This window comes from Mycobacterium asiaticum (genome assembly GCF_001673635.1).
Taxonomy (GTDB): domain Bacteria; phylum Actinomycetota; class Actinomycetes; order Mycobacteriales; family Mycobacteriaceae; genus Mycobacterium; species Mycobacterium asiaticum_C.
Map to the genome: position 1 here is coordinate 1 of NZ_LZMH01000010.1, position 14,424 is coordinate 14,424.

General features: G+C 68.9%; 11 protein-coding genes. 7 read left to right on the top strand and 4 right to left on the bottom strand.

Annotated features, from left to right (window positions below; genetic code table 11):
• Positions 1-167: enoyl-CoA hydratase-related protein (locus A5645_RS02655; protein WP_231122940.1), on the bottom strand; the 167-nt coding region annotated here is incomplete at its 3' end.
• A gap of 28 nt (positions 168-195) precedes the next feature.
• Between A5645_RS02655 and A5645_RS02660 the strand changes: the two genes are divergently transcribed.
• Positions 196-1,683: a carboxyl transferase domain-containing protein gene (locus A5645_RS02660; protein ID WP_065128390.1), complete on the top strand. Its 1,488-nt coding sequence runs from the start codon at positions 196-198 to the stop codon at positions 1,681-1,683.
• Here A5645_RS02660 and A5645_RS02665 read toward each other — a convergent pair.
• Complete coding sequence (locus tag A5645_RS02665) at positions 1,680-2,234, bottom strand: TetR/AcrR family transcriptional regulator (RefSeq protein WP_065128391.1); 555 nt, start codon at positions 2,232-2,234, stop codon at positions 1,680-1,682. The two genes, A5645_RS02660 and A5645_RS02665, sit on opposite strands and share 4 nt — an antisense overlap.
• A 104-nt stretch (positions 2,235-2,338) precedes the next feature.
• Here A5645_RS02665 and A5645_RS02670 point away from each other — a divergent pair, with 104 nt between their 5' ends.
• Positions 2,339-3,478 (top strand): FAD-dependent oxidoreductase, encoded by a 1,140-nt coding sequence (locus A5645_RS02670; protein WP_065128392.1) that lies wholly within the window; start codon positions 2,339-2,341, stop codon positions 3,476-3,478.
• Positions 3,479-3,502: 24 nt separating this feature from the next.
• Here A5645_RS02670 and A5645_RS02675 read toward each other — a convergent pair whose 3' ends face one another.
• Entirely contained in the window at positions 3,503-4,621 is a 1,119-nt protein-coding gene (locus tag A5645_RS02675) for a PPE family protein (RefSeq protein ID WP_065128393.1), read from the bottom strand.
• A 258-nt stretch (positions 4,622-4,879) separates the two neighbouring features.
• Between A5645_RS02675 and A5645_RS02680 the strand changes: the two genes are divergently transcribed.
• From A5645_RS02680 to prrB, 5 genes are all read left to right on the top strand, one after another.
• A complete protein-coding gene (locus tag A5645_RS02680) occupies positions 4,880-8,863 on the top strand; it encodes a PE family protein (RefSeq protein WP_065128394.1) in 3,984 nt (1,327 codons plus the stop codon).
• Between the two features lie 151 nt (positions 8,864-9,014).
• Complete coding sequence (locus A5645_RS02685; protein WP_065038377.1) at positions 9,015-9,632, top strand: TetR/AcrR family transcriptional regulator; 618 nt, start codon at positions 9,015-9,017, stop codon at positions 9,630-9,632.
• A 100-nt stretch (positions 9,633-9,732) separates the two neighbouring features.
• The gene (locus A5645_RS02690) at positions 9,733-11,403 is read left to right on the top strand and encodes an FAD-binding dehydrogenase (RefSeq protein ID WP_065128395.1); all 1,671 of its coding nucleotides are present in this window, start codon (positions 9,733-9,735) and stop codon (positions 11,401-11,403) included.
• 249 nt (positions 11,404-11,652) lie between these two features.
• Positions 11,653-12,354: a two-component system response regulator PrrA gene (gene prrA, locus A5645_RS02695; RefSeq protein ID WP_036364553.1), complete on the top strand. Its 702-nt coding sequence runs from the start codon at positions 11,653-11,655 to the stop codon at positions 12,352-12,354.
• 25 nt (positions 12,355-12,379) lie between these two features.
• The gene (gene prrB, locus A5645_RS02700; protein ID WP_065038383.1) at positions 12,380-13,720 is read left to right on the top strand and encodes a two-component system sensor histidine kinase PrrB; all 1,341 of its coding nucleotides are present in this window, start codon (positions 12,380-12,382) and stop codon (positions 13,718-13,720) included.
• A gap of 11 nt (positions 13,721-13,731) precedes the next feature.
• On the opposite strand, the gene arfC is transcribed toward prrB, so the two are convergent.
• Positions 13,732-14,424 carry a channel accessory protein ArfC, sunset domain variant gene (arfC, locus tag A5645_RS29365; RefSeq protein WP_436405459.1) on the bottom strand — a complete coding sequence of 231 codons (693 nt, stop codon included), beginning with the start codon at positions 14,422-14,424 and terminating at the stop codon, positions 13,732-13,734.

Consider the following 14,424-nt stretch of genomic DNA (forward strand, 5'->3'; position numbering starts at 1 on the left):
AACGCCGTGCCTTGGCCGGTCAGCACGACCGCGCGCGTCGATCCGTTACTGGCCTTCTCGAGCGCTTCCCGCAGTTCTTCGACCAGCTGGGAATTCAACGCGTTGCGTCGCTCGGGGCGCTGCAACTCGATGGTCATCACGGCTTCGGTCTGAGTGATACCGATCATGGGGGCCAGGATATATAGCCTCACTCCTGTGAGCCGTATCACGACCGACGAACTGCGGGAAGCGGTGCTCGACGAAGGATCCTTCGTCAGCTGGGACAACGACCCGGTGACGCTGCCGATTCCACCCTCGTATGCCCGCGAGTTGGCCGCCGCCCGGGAGGCCACCGGACGGGATGAATCGGTCTCAACCGGTGAGGGTCGCATCCACGGCCGCCGGGTCGCCGTGGTGGTCTGCGACTTCAAATTCCTGGCCGGCTCGATCGGGGTGGCGGCCGCCGAACGGATCACCGCCGCCGTCGAACGCGCGACCGCCGAGCGGCTGCCGTTGCTGGCCTCACCCAGCTCCGGCGGCACCCGCATGCAGGAGGGCACTGTCGCGTTCCTGCAGATGGTCAAGATCGCCGCGGCCGTCAAGCTGCACCGACAGGCACGTCTGCCTTACCTGGTCTACCTGCGCAACCCCACCACCGGCGGCGTGTTCGCGTCGTGGGGTTCGCTGGGCCACGTCACCGTTGCCGAACCGGGTGCCCTGATCGGATTTCTGGGACCACGGGTCTATGAGTTGCTCTACGGCGAGCCGTTCCCGGCGGGCGTGCAGACCGCCGAGAACCTGCAGCGCTACGGGGTGATCGACGGCGTCATCCCGCTCGAGGAGTTGCGCGCGACGCTGGAACGCGCGCTGACGGTCATCGCCGACGCCCCCGCACCGCCGCCGGACGCCCCGCACGCCGAGCCCGTCCCGGACGTGCCCGCCTGGGACTCGGTGATCGCCTCGCGGCGCCCCGACCGGCCCGATGTACGCCAGTTGTTGCGCCATGGCGCGACCCATCGGGTGCTGCTCTCGGGCACCGGTCAGGGCGAGGCGGCGACCACGCTGCTCGCGTTGGCACGCTTCTACGGCCAACCGGTCGTCGTGCTCGGTCAACAACGAATCGAGCCAGGCGGCGGCAACGCCGTCGGACCTGGTGCGCTGCGCGAGGCCCGTCGGGGTATGGCCCTGGCCGCCGAACTGCGGTTGCCGCTGGTACTGGTGATCGACACCGCCGGCCCCGCGCTGACCGCCGAGGCCGAGCAGGGCGGATTCGCCGGACAGATAGCCCAATGCCTGGCCGAGCTCGTCACGCTGGACACCCCGACAGTCTCGGTGCTGCTGGGCCAGGGCAGCGGGGGGCCTGCGCTGGCGATGGTGCCCGCGGACCGGGTGTTGGCCGCGCTGCACGGCTGGCTGGCACCACTGCCGCCCGAAGGGGCCAGCGCGATCGTGTTCCGGGATATCGCTCATGCGGCTGAACTCGCTGTGGCACAGGGAATTCGGTCGGCCGACCTGCTCGCGTCGGGGATCGTCGACGCTATCGTGCCCGAGCATCCCGACGCCGCCGACGAGCCGGTGGAATTCTGCCGTCGGCTTTCGGCTGCCATCGCCACCGAAGTTCACGGCTTGCGGACAATACCCGACCCGCAGCGCCTGGCCGCGCGGCTGCGGCGCTACCGCCGCATCGGCCTTCCGTCCGGCTAGCTGTACTGACCATCCAGATACCGCTGGATCGTCGGCCCGACCCACTCCACCACCTCGGCACGGCTCATTCCGACGACCGGCGGCAGCCGCAACACATAGCGGCACAGCGCCAACCCCAGGATCTGCGTCGCGATCAGCCCGGCCCGCTTCGGGGCCTGACCTGCCGGCGCCCAGTTCGCGACCAACGGCCGCAGCTGCTTTCCGAAGATCTCCCGCATTCGTTGCGCCGCTTCGGCATTCGTCGCACCTGAGCGCAATAGGATAATAAGCGCGTCGTCATCACCCTCCCAGCGCCGCAGGAAGTGCTCGACGAGTAGCCAGCCCAGCCGGTGTGGGTCGGCGTCGGCGAAATCGGGGAACCGCAGATCGAACTCTGCGGCCGCGGCGAAGAGTTGATCCTTATTGCCGAAGTATCGCATCACCATCGCGGGATCCACCCCGGCGTCGGCGGCGATCCCGCGGATCGTGGCGGCCTGAAACCCGGCCGTGCGGAACCGTTCCCGGGCCGCGGCCAGGATGACGGCTTTGGTGTCCTCCGACGATCGCCTCATGTCAACAATTGTAGGCCAACAAGTGTTGACATACGAGGCCGCCACGCGCATGCTGGTGCTATGCCAACAAGCGTTGACTAAGTGGCTATCAGAGAGGAAAAGCCATGAACGACACCGATGTCCTGGTCGTAGGGGCCGGCCCCACCGGGCTCACGCTTGCCGCTTCGCTGCACACACGCGGCATCAACGCACTGGTGGTCGACAGATTGCCCGCGGGCGCCAACACCTCGCGCGCGGCCGCGATGAACGCCCGCAGCCTCGAGGTGCTCGAAGAACTCGACGTGTCCTGGCGCCTGGTGAAAGCCGGGTTGATCGCGCCACGATTCACGATGCGCCAGGGGTCTCGGCTGCTGATTCCGGTCGACTTCAGCGGCTTGCCGACCCGTTATCAATACACGCTGATGATCTCACAAGCCGAGACCGAACGGGTGCTGGAGCAACGATTGAACGAGTTGGGCGCCAAAGTGATCCGGCCCAAGACGTTGACCGGCCTCAGCCAGGACGATGACGGCGTCACCGCGGTGTTCGAAGACGGCCAAACCATTCGGGCGGCCTATGTCGTGGGCGCCGACGGCATGCACAGCACTGTGCGACAGCAAGCCGGAATAGGTTTTGCCGGTGGGGAATTCGCCGAATCCTTCGCGCTGGCAGATGTGCGGGTGGTAGGCGAGGCTCCGGTTGACGAGGTGATTTTGTTCTACGGCAATGAAGGCCTGAACGTCCTGGCGCCGTTGCCCGACGGGGTCTACCGGATCGTGGCCCCGGCGACCGACATTCCCAAAGTCCCGACGATGGAGTTTGCCCAAATGTTGTTGGATACCCGGGGATTCGGCCCCGGCCGCACACTGGTTACCGAACTGCTCTGGGGATCACGTTTCCGGATCCAGCACCGCGTTGCCGTCAGTTACCGGGACGGGCGGTTCCTGCTAGCCGGTGACGCCGCGCACGTACACAGTCCCGCGGGCGGCCAGGGCATGAACCTGGGCATCACCGATGCGATTGCGTTGTCCGGTGCGCTCAGCGAAGCGCTGGGCGGCGGCTCCGACGCCGCGCTCGACGCCTACAGCGCGAAGCAACGGGCCCGGGCGCTGGAGGTACTGAAACTCACCGGTCGCCTGACCAAGGTGTCGACGTTGCCGCGTCCGTTGCGGCCGATCCGCAACTCGGCCCTGCAACTTGCCGCCCACCTGCCCGCGGCGCGACGACAATTCGCGTGGCGACTCAGCGGCCTGGTTTACCGCTGAAACAGGTGCGGTGTAGCGGCCCGATCACACACCGATCCGGGGAATCACGCTGGGCCGCGATTGCACGACGTGTGAACCCCCACCGCCGCCCATCATGCGCCCAGACGGCTGGCCTGCTCCGGCTCCCGTCGGCATCGGCATCATCGGCATTCCCGCCCCGGCTGCCGCCGCCGACTCGCCGCCGGCCAGCGCGGCGGCGGTGGGCAGGCCCACGCTTCCCGACCCCGTCAGCGCCGAATTGCCAAGCGCGGCGGGGGTCGAGCCGGTCCAACTCTGCGGCACCGACAGCCCTCCGATCGTGCGCGCTTGTCCAAGTCCGGCCGAAGCACCCAAACCCGCTCCGCCCAAGGACCTTAACGCCGCCGATGCACCCGCGCCGGGCAGCTCCGCCGGTGCGGCGACGCTTGCCAATTCCGCGCTGCCCTGCGCCCCGCCGCCCATCGCGCTGCTCAACGGGGACAGGGCCATGCTGACCGGTGTCGACAGCATCTGCACACCCTGAGCCACCGCATCCAGGGGAAAGGACTGCACGGCCGACACCACCTGCGGAGCCGCCGCCGCCACGGCGGTTCCGGCCGACTCGGCCCAGCCCACCGCCTGCGTCGCGATACCCGCGAAATCCAGGGGCAGCGTGCTGAACGGAATCAGCATGGATGCCACCGCGATCGCGCCGGCGTGATAGGTCAGCATCGCGGCCACATCCTGGGCCCACATCTCGATGTACTCGAATTCCGAGGCGGCGATCGCCGGTGCGTTCAACCCGAGGAAATTGGTTGCCACCAACGTGAGCAGGTGCGTGCGGTTGGCGGTGACCTCCGCTGGATGCACGGTCGCGGTACGCGCCGCCTCGAAGGCCGTCGCCGCCGCGCGAGCTTGCACCGCGGAACTCTCGGCGAGTCCCGCTGACGCGGTCAGCCAAGCCACATAGCCACCGGCGATGCCGGCCATCGCAGTGGCCGCCGGACCCGCCCATGACCCATTGGCCAATCCGGAGATCACCGAGTCGAACGACGAAGCTGAGGCACGCAGGTCCGCGCCCAGGCCATCCCAGAACGATGCGGCAGAGAACAGTGGAGCGGATCCCGCACCGCTGTACATCCGCGCCGAATTGAGTTCTGGCGGAAGCATTTCGAAGCTCCACATGTCCAATCCCGCCTTTCCGATTCTGCGCTGGGAACTCGCAGCCGATCACCGCACTACCGCGGCCTGCCGAACTAAAGATACATATATGTATTCGATGCGAACACCCATCCGATGTGTGCTCTACATCTCATTCGTATCAGCATCTTATGTATTGACGCATCCGATACATATTCGTATTGTTCTTCGCGTAACACACGGCGAAGCGTCGACGGATCAGCGGCGGTTTCCCCAGCTCCCCGGCTTAAGAAAGGCACTGGCATGTCATTTGTCATCACGTCCCCGGAGATGGTGTCGGCGGCAGCTTCAGACTTGGCCCGCATCGGGTCGGCGATCAGCGAAGCCAACCTGGCCGCCGCATTTCCCACCTCGGCGCTGCTGCCGGCCGCTGAAGACGAGATCTCGGCGGCGATCGCGGCCCTGTTCGGCAACCACGCGCAGCAATACCAGTCGATCAGCGCTCAGGTGGCGGCCTTTCACACCCAGTTCGTCGAGAGCATCAGCGCCGGCAGCAAGGCCTACGCCAGCGCGGAATCCGTCAACGTGCTGCAGGCAATGGAGCAGGGCGTTCTCGGGGTGGTGAACGCGCCGACGCAGGCCCTGCTGGGTCGCCCGCTCATCGGTGACGGTGCCAATGGCGCAGCAGGCACTGGACAGGCCGGCGGCGCCGGGGGTCTGCTGATCGGCAACGGCGGCGCCGGTGGTTCCGGGGCGGCCGGCCGAAGCGGTGGCGCGGGCGGAGCCGCCGGCTTGATCGGCAACGGCGGCGCAGGTGGCGTCGGCGGCGCCGCGATCGCCGGCGGAATTGGCGGCAGCGGCGGCGCGGGTGGCCAGGGCGGTTGGCTCTACGGCAACGGCGGGACCGGCGGCGCGGGGACTGCGGGCGGTGCCGGCGGGATCGGCGGCAATGCCGGACTGTGGGGCACCGGGGGTGCGGGCGGAACCGGCGGACTCAGCACCGCGCGAGCGATCACCGGCGGCGCCGGGGGTGCCGGCGGCGCGGGCGGCCTGCTCTACGGCAACGGCGGCGCGGGCGGTGCCGGTGGTAACGGCGCTGCGGGCATTGCCGGCGGCGCCGGAGTCGACGGTACGTCCGGTGGCGACGGCGGGGTCGGCGGCGCGGGCGGGCAAGCGTCACGGTTGTTCGGCACGGGCGGCGTCGGCGGCGCGGGCGGCCAGGGCGGGCAGGGCGGCGCCGGCGGCAGCGGTCTGGGCGACCTCGGCGCAGGTGTGAACGGACAGGCGGGCGGCAACGGCGGAAATGGCGGCGTCGGCGGGTCCGGCGGCGCCGGCGGCACCGGCGGTCTGCTCAACAGCCTCTTCACCCCGACCGGCGGTCAGGGCGCCGGTGGTGCCGGCGGTAACGGCGGCACCGGCGGCGTTGCGGGCAATGGCGGCAACGGCGGCGCCGGAAACTGGGCGGCGAACAACGGAGTCGGCGGCGCTGGCGGTAACGGCGGCAACCCGGGAGTCGGCGGAGCGGGCGGCGCCGGCGGTTTCGGCGGCAAAGCCGGCAACGGTGCCTACGGTGCGACCGGACTGACCCCGCACGGCGGAAACGGTGGCGACGGCGGCGCAGGTGCCGACGCGTTCTGGACGGGCGGCAGCGGGGCCCGCGGTGGCGCCGGCGGCAACGGCGGGACGCACGGCGATGGTGGCGCCGGGGGCCGGGGTGGCAACGGGTACCAGGGCAGCCCGGCCTTCTCCAGCACGATTCCGGGTAATGGCGGCGACGGAGGTGCCGGCGGTGCAGGCGGTGCCGGCGGCAACGGTGGTGCCATTGCCGGAGACGGTGGTGCCGGCGGTGCCGGCGGTGCCGGCGGCAAGGGCGCCGACGGCGGCAACGCATTTGCCGCTTCCAACGGCAACACACAGCATCTTGATGGTTACGACGGGGCGAAAGGCGGCAACGGCGGAGCCGGTGGGGCTGGCGGTGACGGCGGCGTCGGTGGCAGTGCGACAGCCGGCCAGGCCGGCGCCCACGGCGCCGGCGGTAGGGGTGGCGACGGCGGCAACGCCGGCGCAGGCGGCAACGGTGGCAACGGCGCCGACGGCAGCTGGGACGTCAAGAACGGCGTCGGCGGCAAGGGCGGCAACGGCGGCGATGTCGGCAATGTCGGGACCGGTGGCAAGGGCGGCTCCAGCGGCGGCAATTCCTACGCCGCCGACGGGTGGGACGGCGTTCGGCCCACCACCGGCGGCAACGGCGGCAACGGCGGTCGAGGAGCGGACGCCTTCGCACCCCACGGCACCGGCGCCTCCGGCGGCGACGGGGGCAACGGCGGAAACTTCGGCAACGGCGGCAACGGTGGGGCCGGCGGCAACGGGGCTGGTGGCGGCGACCCCACCCGATCCGGCGGCGACGGCGGCGCCGGCGGCAACGGCGGCAACGCCGGAGCGTACGGCAAAGGCGGAAATGGCGGGACCGGCGGCAACGGGGCGATCGGCACCAACGGATCGGTGCCCCGGACTGGCGGCGGCGATGGTGGCACCGGCGGCTCCGGCGGCAGGGGCGGGTCCGGTGGAATCGGCGGAAATGGTGGATCCGTTAAGGGCGACGCCGGCAACGGCGGCGCCGGCGGCACCGGTGGCGACGGCGGCAACGGGGGTAACGGCACCCGCGGCGACCACGGGTCCTCTATGGGGCCGAACGGTCGTGACGGCGGCGACGGCGGTGCCGGCGGTAAGGGCGGAGACGGCGGCAACGGCGGAAAGGGCGGCACCGCGCACGTGGGCAAGGCGGGAACTCAGGGCGCGGGCGGCGCCGGTGGCAATGGCGGTGACGGGGGCTATGCCGGAGACGGTGGCGATGGCGCCAACGGCTCGTTCGACAAGGGTGGAAACGGCAACGGCGGCAACGGCGGCAACGGCGGGAGCCGCGGCGCCGGCGGGCAGGGCGGCGCGGGCGGCGAGGGCCCCAACGGCACCCGCGGCGCCCAGGGCGCCTGGGGTGAGACCCCGACCAGCGGTGGCAACGGCGGCAACGGCGGCCACGGCGCGGACGCGACCACACCCAACACGGTTGGCGGTAGGGGCGGTAACGGAGGCAATGGGGGCCTCGACGGCAACGGCGGCAACGGCGGCAACGGCGGCAAAGGCGGCATAGGCACCACCGGCTCCAACAGCAACAACCCCAGCGGTACGGGGGGCACCGGCGGCACCGGCGCGACCGGAGGTGCCGGCGGTGCCGGCGGCGACAGCGGCCTCTTCCACGGCAACGGGGGCAATGGGGGCAAGGGCGGCACGGGCGGGACCGGCGGCAACGGCGGTACCGGTGGCAATGGCTTCAACGGCACCCCGGGCAACGGAAACGGGACCGGTGGCGACGGCAGTACCGGCGGCACCGGCGGGACGGGCGGCGCCGGCGGTAAGGGCGGTGATGGTGGCGCCGCCGGCCAGGCGCGGAACCTCAACGGCGGCAAGAACGGAACCCAAGGCGCCGGGGGCACTGGCGGGGTCGGCGGCAACGGCGGCACCGGTGGCACCGGCGGAAACGGCGGCAACGGCGCCGAAGCGACCGCTGGCAAGCCCCAAGCAGGTTACGGCGGCAACGGCGGCACGGGCGGCACGGGCGGCAAGGCTGGTGTCGGAGGCCAGGGCGGTGCGGGCGCCGGTACCAGCTCGTCCGGCGCGAACGGGATGCAGGGAGCCGGTGGAAACGGCGGTCGAGGCGGCAACGGTGGCAACGGTGACGTCGGAGGCGTGATCCACCCTGCCGGCGGCGCGGGTGGCCGAGGCGGCAGCGGCGGCGAAGGGAGCACCGGCGGACACGGTGGGGCTGGCGGCAACGGAGGCAACGGAGGCGTCGGCAACAATGCCAACGGCGCGGCGGGCGGCTTCGGCGGTGTCGGCGGGAAGGGCCTGCAAGGCGCCGGTGGCAACGGCGGCAATGGCGGTAACGGCGGTGACGGCGCCGACGCATCCGTCCTGTTCAGCCCGGGCAGGGGTGGTCACGCCGGCGGCGGCGGCGGTGGCGGCGAAGGCAACGGCGGTCCGGGGGGCGACGGCGGGAACGGCGGTCGCGGCGGTGCCGGTGGGGACGGCATCGCGCCGCCATTCGGCTCCGGCACCGGCGCGGCGGGTGGCACCGGCGGCACCGGCGGCAAGGGCGGCACGGGAAGGTACGGGACTATCAGCATCTCCGGCCAGTCCGGTAACAACGGTAGCGGCGGCACCAACCCGAACGGCACCACCGGCGGTGGCGGCGGTGGCGGCGGAAAGGGCGGTGACGGCGGCGGCATCTAGGACCCGGCCCAACACAGCAACCCCGGCAGCTAACTCAGCGCCGGGGTTTCTGGGTGTCGGTCACGATCAGGCTCCGAGGCTGGCACCGAGGTAGCCATCGCGTATCCGATGTGGCAATGTATCGGTTTATAAGGGGAATGGGAGGAACAGCATGCCACCGTCTACGACACCTACGGCAGAAAAGCCGGTGCGAGTCACCAAACGCCGCGCGGAGACGCGCGCCAGGCTGATCACGGCCGCCTTTCAGGTATTCGCCGAGAAGGGCTACGGGCACGTGACGATCGAGGATGTGTGCGAAGCGGCCGGGTACACGCGGGGCGCCTTTTACTCCCAGTTCGAAAGCCTGGAGGAATTGTTCTTCCTGCTCTATGACGAGTGGGCTGTGCGAACCGCCGATCAAGTCCGGACGGCGATGGAAAACAGCGATCCCGCGACCGACCTCACCGGCGCCGTCGAGCGGATAGTGGACACCCTGCTGCTCGAACGCGACTGGCTGTTGATCAAGTTCGACTTCCTGCTGTACGCCGCGCGCAAACCCGAACTGGCGCACCGCTGGGAAATCCACCGCGCGCAGTTGCGCAAAGTCATCGAGGAGCGGCTGACCGCGAGCGGCATCGACTTTCACCCCGCAGTGGGAAGTGTCACCGACACCGCCCGTGCCATCATCGCCGCCTACGACGGGGTCAGCGTCCAGTTGCTCCTCGACAGCGATCAGGTTGCCGCACGCGCCTGGCTCACCCAACTGATGAGTGTGGTGCTGACCCGCTGAACCAGTGATCGCCACGGGTCCCGCAATAGGCTTTCAATACGTTCATGTATATGATACGCTGACGTATCGATAGAATGAACTCTCGCAGAGAGGCTGTCACATGGACGCTGACGTCATCGTCATCGGTGCGGGATTGTCCGGCTTGGTCGCCACGCATGAACTGACCCGGAGCGGCAAAAGGGTCGCAGTAATCGATCAGGAGAACGAAGCAAACCTGGGTGGTCAGGCATTCTGGTCGTTCGGCGGACTCTTCCTCGTCGACACCCCCGAACAGCGGCGCCTAGGCATCAAAGACTCTTTCGAGCTGGCCTGGAACGACTGGTCCGGCAGTGCGGGGTTCGACCGGCTCGACGACGAGGACGCTTGGGCCGCGAAATGGGCCCGCTCCTACGTCGAATTCGCCGCCGGCGAGAAGCGCTCCTACCTGACCGACCTCGGCATCAAGCTGATGCCCACCGTCGGGTGGGCCGAGCGCGGGGATCTGCGCGCCGAAGGGCACGGCAACTCGGTCCCGCGGTTCCACATCGCCTGGGGCACCGGCACGGGCGTCGTCGAACCGTTCGTCAACTCAGCCCTACAGGCCGCTAAGGACGGTCTGGTGAAGTTCTATCACCGGCATCGGGTGGACGAGCTGGTCTACACCGACGGCGCGGTCACCGGGGTTAAAGGTGCCGTCCTGGCATCCGATGACGCGGTACGGGGCGCCCCCTCCAATCGCGACGAGGTCGGTGAGTTCGAGCTGTCAGCGCAAGCGGTGATCATCACCAGCGGCGGCATCGGCGCCAATCACGAGATGGTGCGCCGTTACTGGCCGGACCGGTTGGGCACCCCGCCTTCCTCGATGATCACCGGCGTGCCCGCATATGTCGACGGACGCATGCTTGACATCGCGAAAGACAGCGGTGTTCGGCTGGTCAACCGGGACCGGATGTGGCATTACGTCGAAGGCGTCAACAACTGGGATCCGATCTGGCCCAAGCACGCCATCCGAATCATTCCCGGCCCGTCGTCGATGTGGTTCGACGCGCTCGGCCGGCGCCTGCCGGCCCCCTTCCTGCCCGGCTACGACACCCTGGGCACTCTGAAGCATCTGCGCACCGACCCAGACATCGCGAAATACGACTACTCCTGGTTCATCCTGACCCAACGGATCATCAAGAAGGAGTTCGCACTCTCGGGCTCGGAACAAAACCCCGACATCACCGGCAAGAGCCTGATGGCCGTTCTCCAGGAGCGGTTCTTCAACCGGGACGCCACGGGTCCGGTGGAGGCATTCAAGAGCCATGGTGCCGACTTCCTTGTCGCCGACGATCTCGATGACCTCGTCAAGCAAATGAACGCACTGACCGGCGAATCCCTGCTCGATCCCGCGCACATCCGCGCGCAGATCGAAGCCCGGGACCTCCAGGTCGCCAACCCGTTCTGCAAGGACGTGCAGGTGCAAGGCATCCGCAACGCTCGGCGCGCGCTCGGCGACCGGTTGGGCCGGGTCGCCACGCCGCACCGTATCCTGGATCCCAAAGCTGGACCCTTGATTGCGGCCCGGCTGCACATTCTGACGCGGAAAACGTTGGGCGGCATACAGACTGACCTGTCATCGCGGGCGATCGGTAACGACGGTCAGCCCATCCCCGGTCTGTACGCGGCGGGCGAGGTGGCAGGATTCGGCGGCGGAGGCGTGCACGGTTACAACGCGCTGGAGGGAACGTTCCTTGGCGGCTGCATCTTCTCCGGGCGCGCCGCCGGGCGTGGTGCCGCCCAGGACATCTGAGCAGTCAGGCACCTACGTCCTGGTTAAAAACCGCACTGTGGCAATCGAACTCGTGATCGCCAGACCGCTCGAATGGTGAATGCCGCTCTGCGCCATTTGATTTCGATGCGGGAGCGTCGTCAACGGCAGGGCGGTAGCACCACTGCGTCGGACACGTGGCCTTTTCGCACAGGCCCGTTTACCGTGCGCGTATCACCACCGACCTCGCGCCTCCCACCGGCGCCGCCGAGAATCAGGCAAGATAGGCGCATGGACACTGGTGTGAACTCACCTCGGGTCTTGGTTGTCGACGATGACTCCGACGTGCTCGCCTCGCTGGAGCGCGGTCTGCGGCTCTCCGGATTCGAGGTATCAACGGCGGTCGACGGCGCCGAGGCCCTCCGCAGCGCGACCGAGACCAGGCCGGACGCGATTGTGCTGGACATCAACATGCCGGTGCTGGACGGCGTGAGCGTTGTCACGGCACTGCGCGCCATGGACAACGACGTGCCGGTGTGCGTGCTCAGCGCGCGCAGTTCGGTCGACGACCGGGTAGCCGGGTTGGAAGCCGGTGCCGACGATTACCTGGTCAAACCGTTCGTGCTGGCCGAGCTGGTGGCCCGGGTGCGCGCGCTGCTCCGTCGCCGCGGCGCTACCGCGACGTCGTCGTCGGAAACCATCACGGTCGGGCCGCTGGAAGTGGATATTCCGGGGCGCCGCGCGCGGGTCAACGGCGTCGACGTCGACCTGACCAAGCGGGAGTTCGACCTGCTCGCCGTGTTGGCCGAGCACAAGACGGCGGTCTTGTCCCGCGCACAGTTGCTTGAATTGGTGTGGGGCTACGACTTCGCCGCCGACACCAACGTCGTCGACGTCTTCATCGGATATCTGCGGCGCAAGCTGGAGGCCAACGGTGGCCCGCGGCTGCTGCACACCGTCCGGGGAGTCGGGTTCGTGCTCAGAATGCAATGAGTGCGCGGGGTGCCACATGGTGGCGATGAATTTTTTGTCCAGGGTCTTCGCCCGGACGCCCTCGCTGCGGACGCGGGTCGTGGTGGCGACGGTGATCGGTGCCGCGATCCCGGTGCTGATCGTCGGCGTCGTGGTGTGGGTCGGTATCACCAAGGACCGCAAAGAGCGGCTGGACCGCCGGCTGGATGAGGCAGCCGGCTTCGCCATCCCGTTCGTGCCCCGCGGCCTTGATGAGATCCCGCGCTCGCCCAACGACCAGGACGCCCTGATCACGGTCCGCCGCGGCAACGTCATCAAGTCGAATTCGGACATCACGCTTCCCAGGCTGCAAGCCGATTACGCCGATACGTTTATTCACGGCGTGCGGTACCGGGTACGCACGGTGGAAATTCCCGGTCCAGAACCCACCTCGCTTGCCGTCGGCGCGACCTATGACGCAACCTATGCCGAGACCAACAATCTGCATCGACGAGTGCTGTTGATCTGTGGTTTCGCCATCAGCGCGGCGGCAGTGTTCGCATGGTTGCTGGCCGCGTTCGCCGTGCGCCCGTTCAAACAGCTCGCCGAACAGACCCGGTCGATCGACGCCGGCGACGAGGCGCCCCGGGTCGAAGTGCACGGTGCCAGCGAGGCCGTTGAGATCGCCGAGGCGATGCGAGGCATGCTGCAGCGGATCTGGAATGAGCAGAACCGGACCCAGGAGGCGCTGGCGTCGGCGCGGGACTTCGCGGCGGTTTCATCGCACGAGTTGCGCACGCCGCTCACCGCGATGAGGACCAATCTCGAGGTGCTCTCTACCCTCGACATGCCTGATGACCAGCGCAAAGAGGTGCTCAACGACGTGATCCGCACCCAGTCGCGTATCGAGGCCACACTGAGCGCGCTCGAGCGCCTGGCCCAGGGCGAATTGTCGACCTCCGACGACCACGTACCCGTCGACATCACCGACCTGCTCGACCGGGCCGCCCACGACGCCACCCGCATCTACCCCGACCTGGATGTCTCGCTGGTGCCGTCCCCGACCTGCATCATCGTCGGGATGCCAGCCGGGCTGCGCCTGGCGGTGGACAACGCGATCGCCAATGCCGTCAAGCACGGCGGCGCGACCCGGGTCCAGCTGTCGGCCGTCAGTTCGCGCGCGGGCGTGGAGATCGCGATCGACGACGACGGCTCCGGGGTGCCCGAAGAGGAACGGCAGGTGGTCTTCGAGCGATTCTCCCGGGGGTCGACAGCCTCGCACTCGGGCTCCGGGCTGGGGCTGGCGCTAGTGGCCCAACAAGCCCATTTGCACGGCGGGACAGCGTCATTGGAGAACAGCCCGATGGGCGGGGCGCGCCTGGTGCTGCGCCTGCCCGGCCCGAGCTGACGTTTCCGCGGCTAGTTCTTGCGGGTGCTTCTGCTCCACGGTGTGAAGAACGCCCGCTTGGCGAACTCTTCGTTCTCGAACCAGACTTGGGCTTCGATGCTGTCGTAGTCCGGATCTTCGGGCGTGTAGAACAGGCGCGAATCTGTGCGTCCCTTCACCGGCCAATCCTCCGGTCCGCTGCCATCCGGGTTGGCGCGCATGGAGCCAGGGCCGTAGGGCGCGTACGGCATCAGCGGCGGCAATACCGTGGTGGGTGCGTCGTCACCGACCGAAATCTTCTTCGTGGCAGTGCCTTTGGCGCCTGGGACACGCTTGGTCGCGGTGCCTCTCGGTCCTTTCGGCCGCGCCTTGGCGGGGACACCCTTCTTGGCGGGCGCCCTCTTCGCCGGGGGCTTCTTTACCACCGGGATACGTTGCGTCGCAGCATCTTCGGAGATCGGGATGCGTTCGGTCGGCGCATCCCTGATCATCTTGATTCGCTCCGTGACGGCTTCTCCCGAACCGGCTCTCAGCCGCGCATCTCCGGCGGCGGGAGGTCTGCGCCTCTTCGGCGGCGCTTTCGCGACGGCCTTCTTGGCCGGCGGACCCGTCGTGACGACGGGCATCTGCTGTGTCGGCGCCTCGGCCAGGCTGACTTCCGCAACCGACGGCGCGGGCTCGGCGGCCTGCTGCGGACTCGGTCCAGCGGAAACCCACGCGGGCAT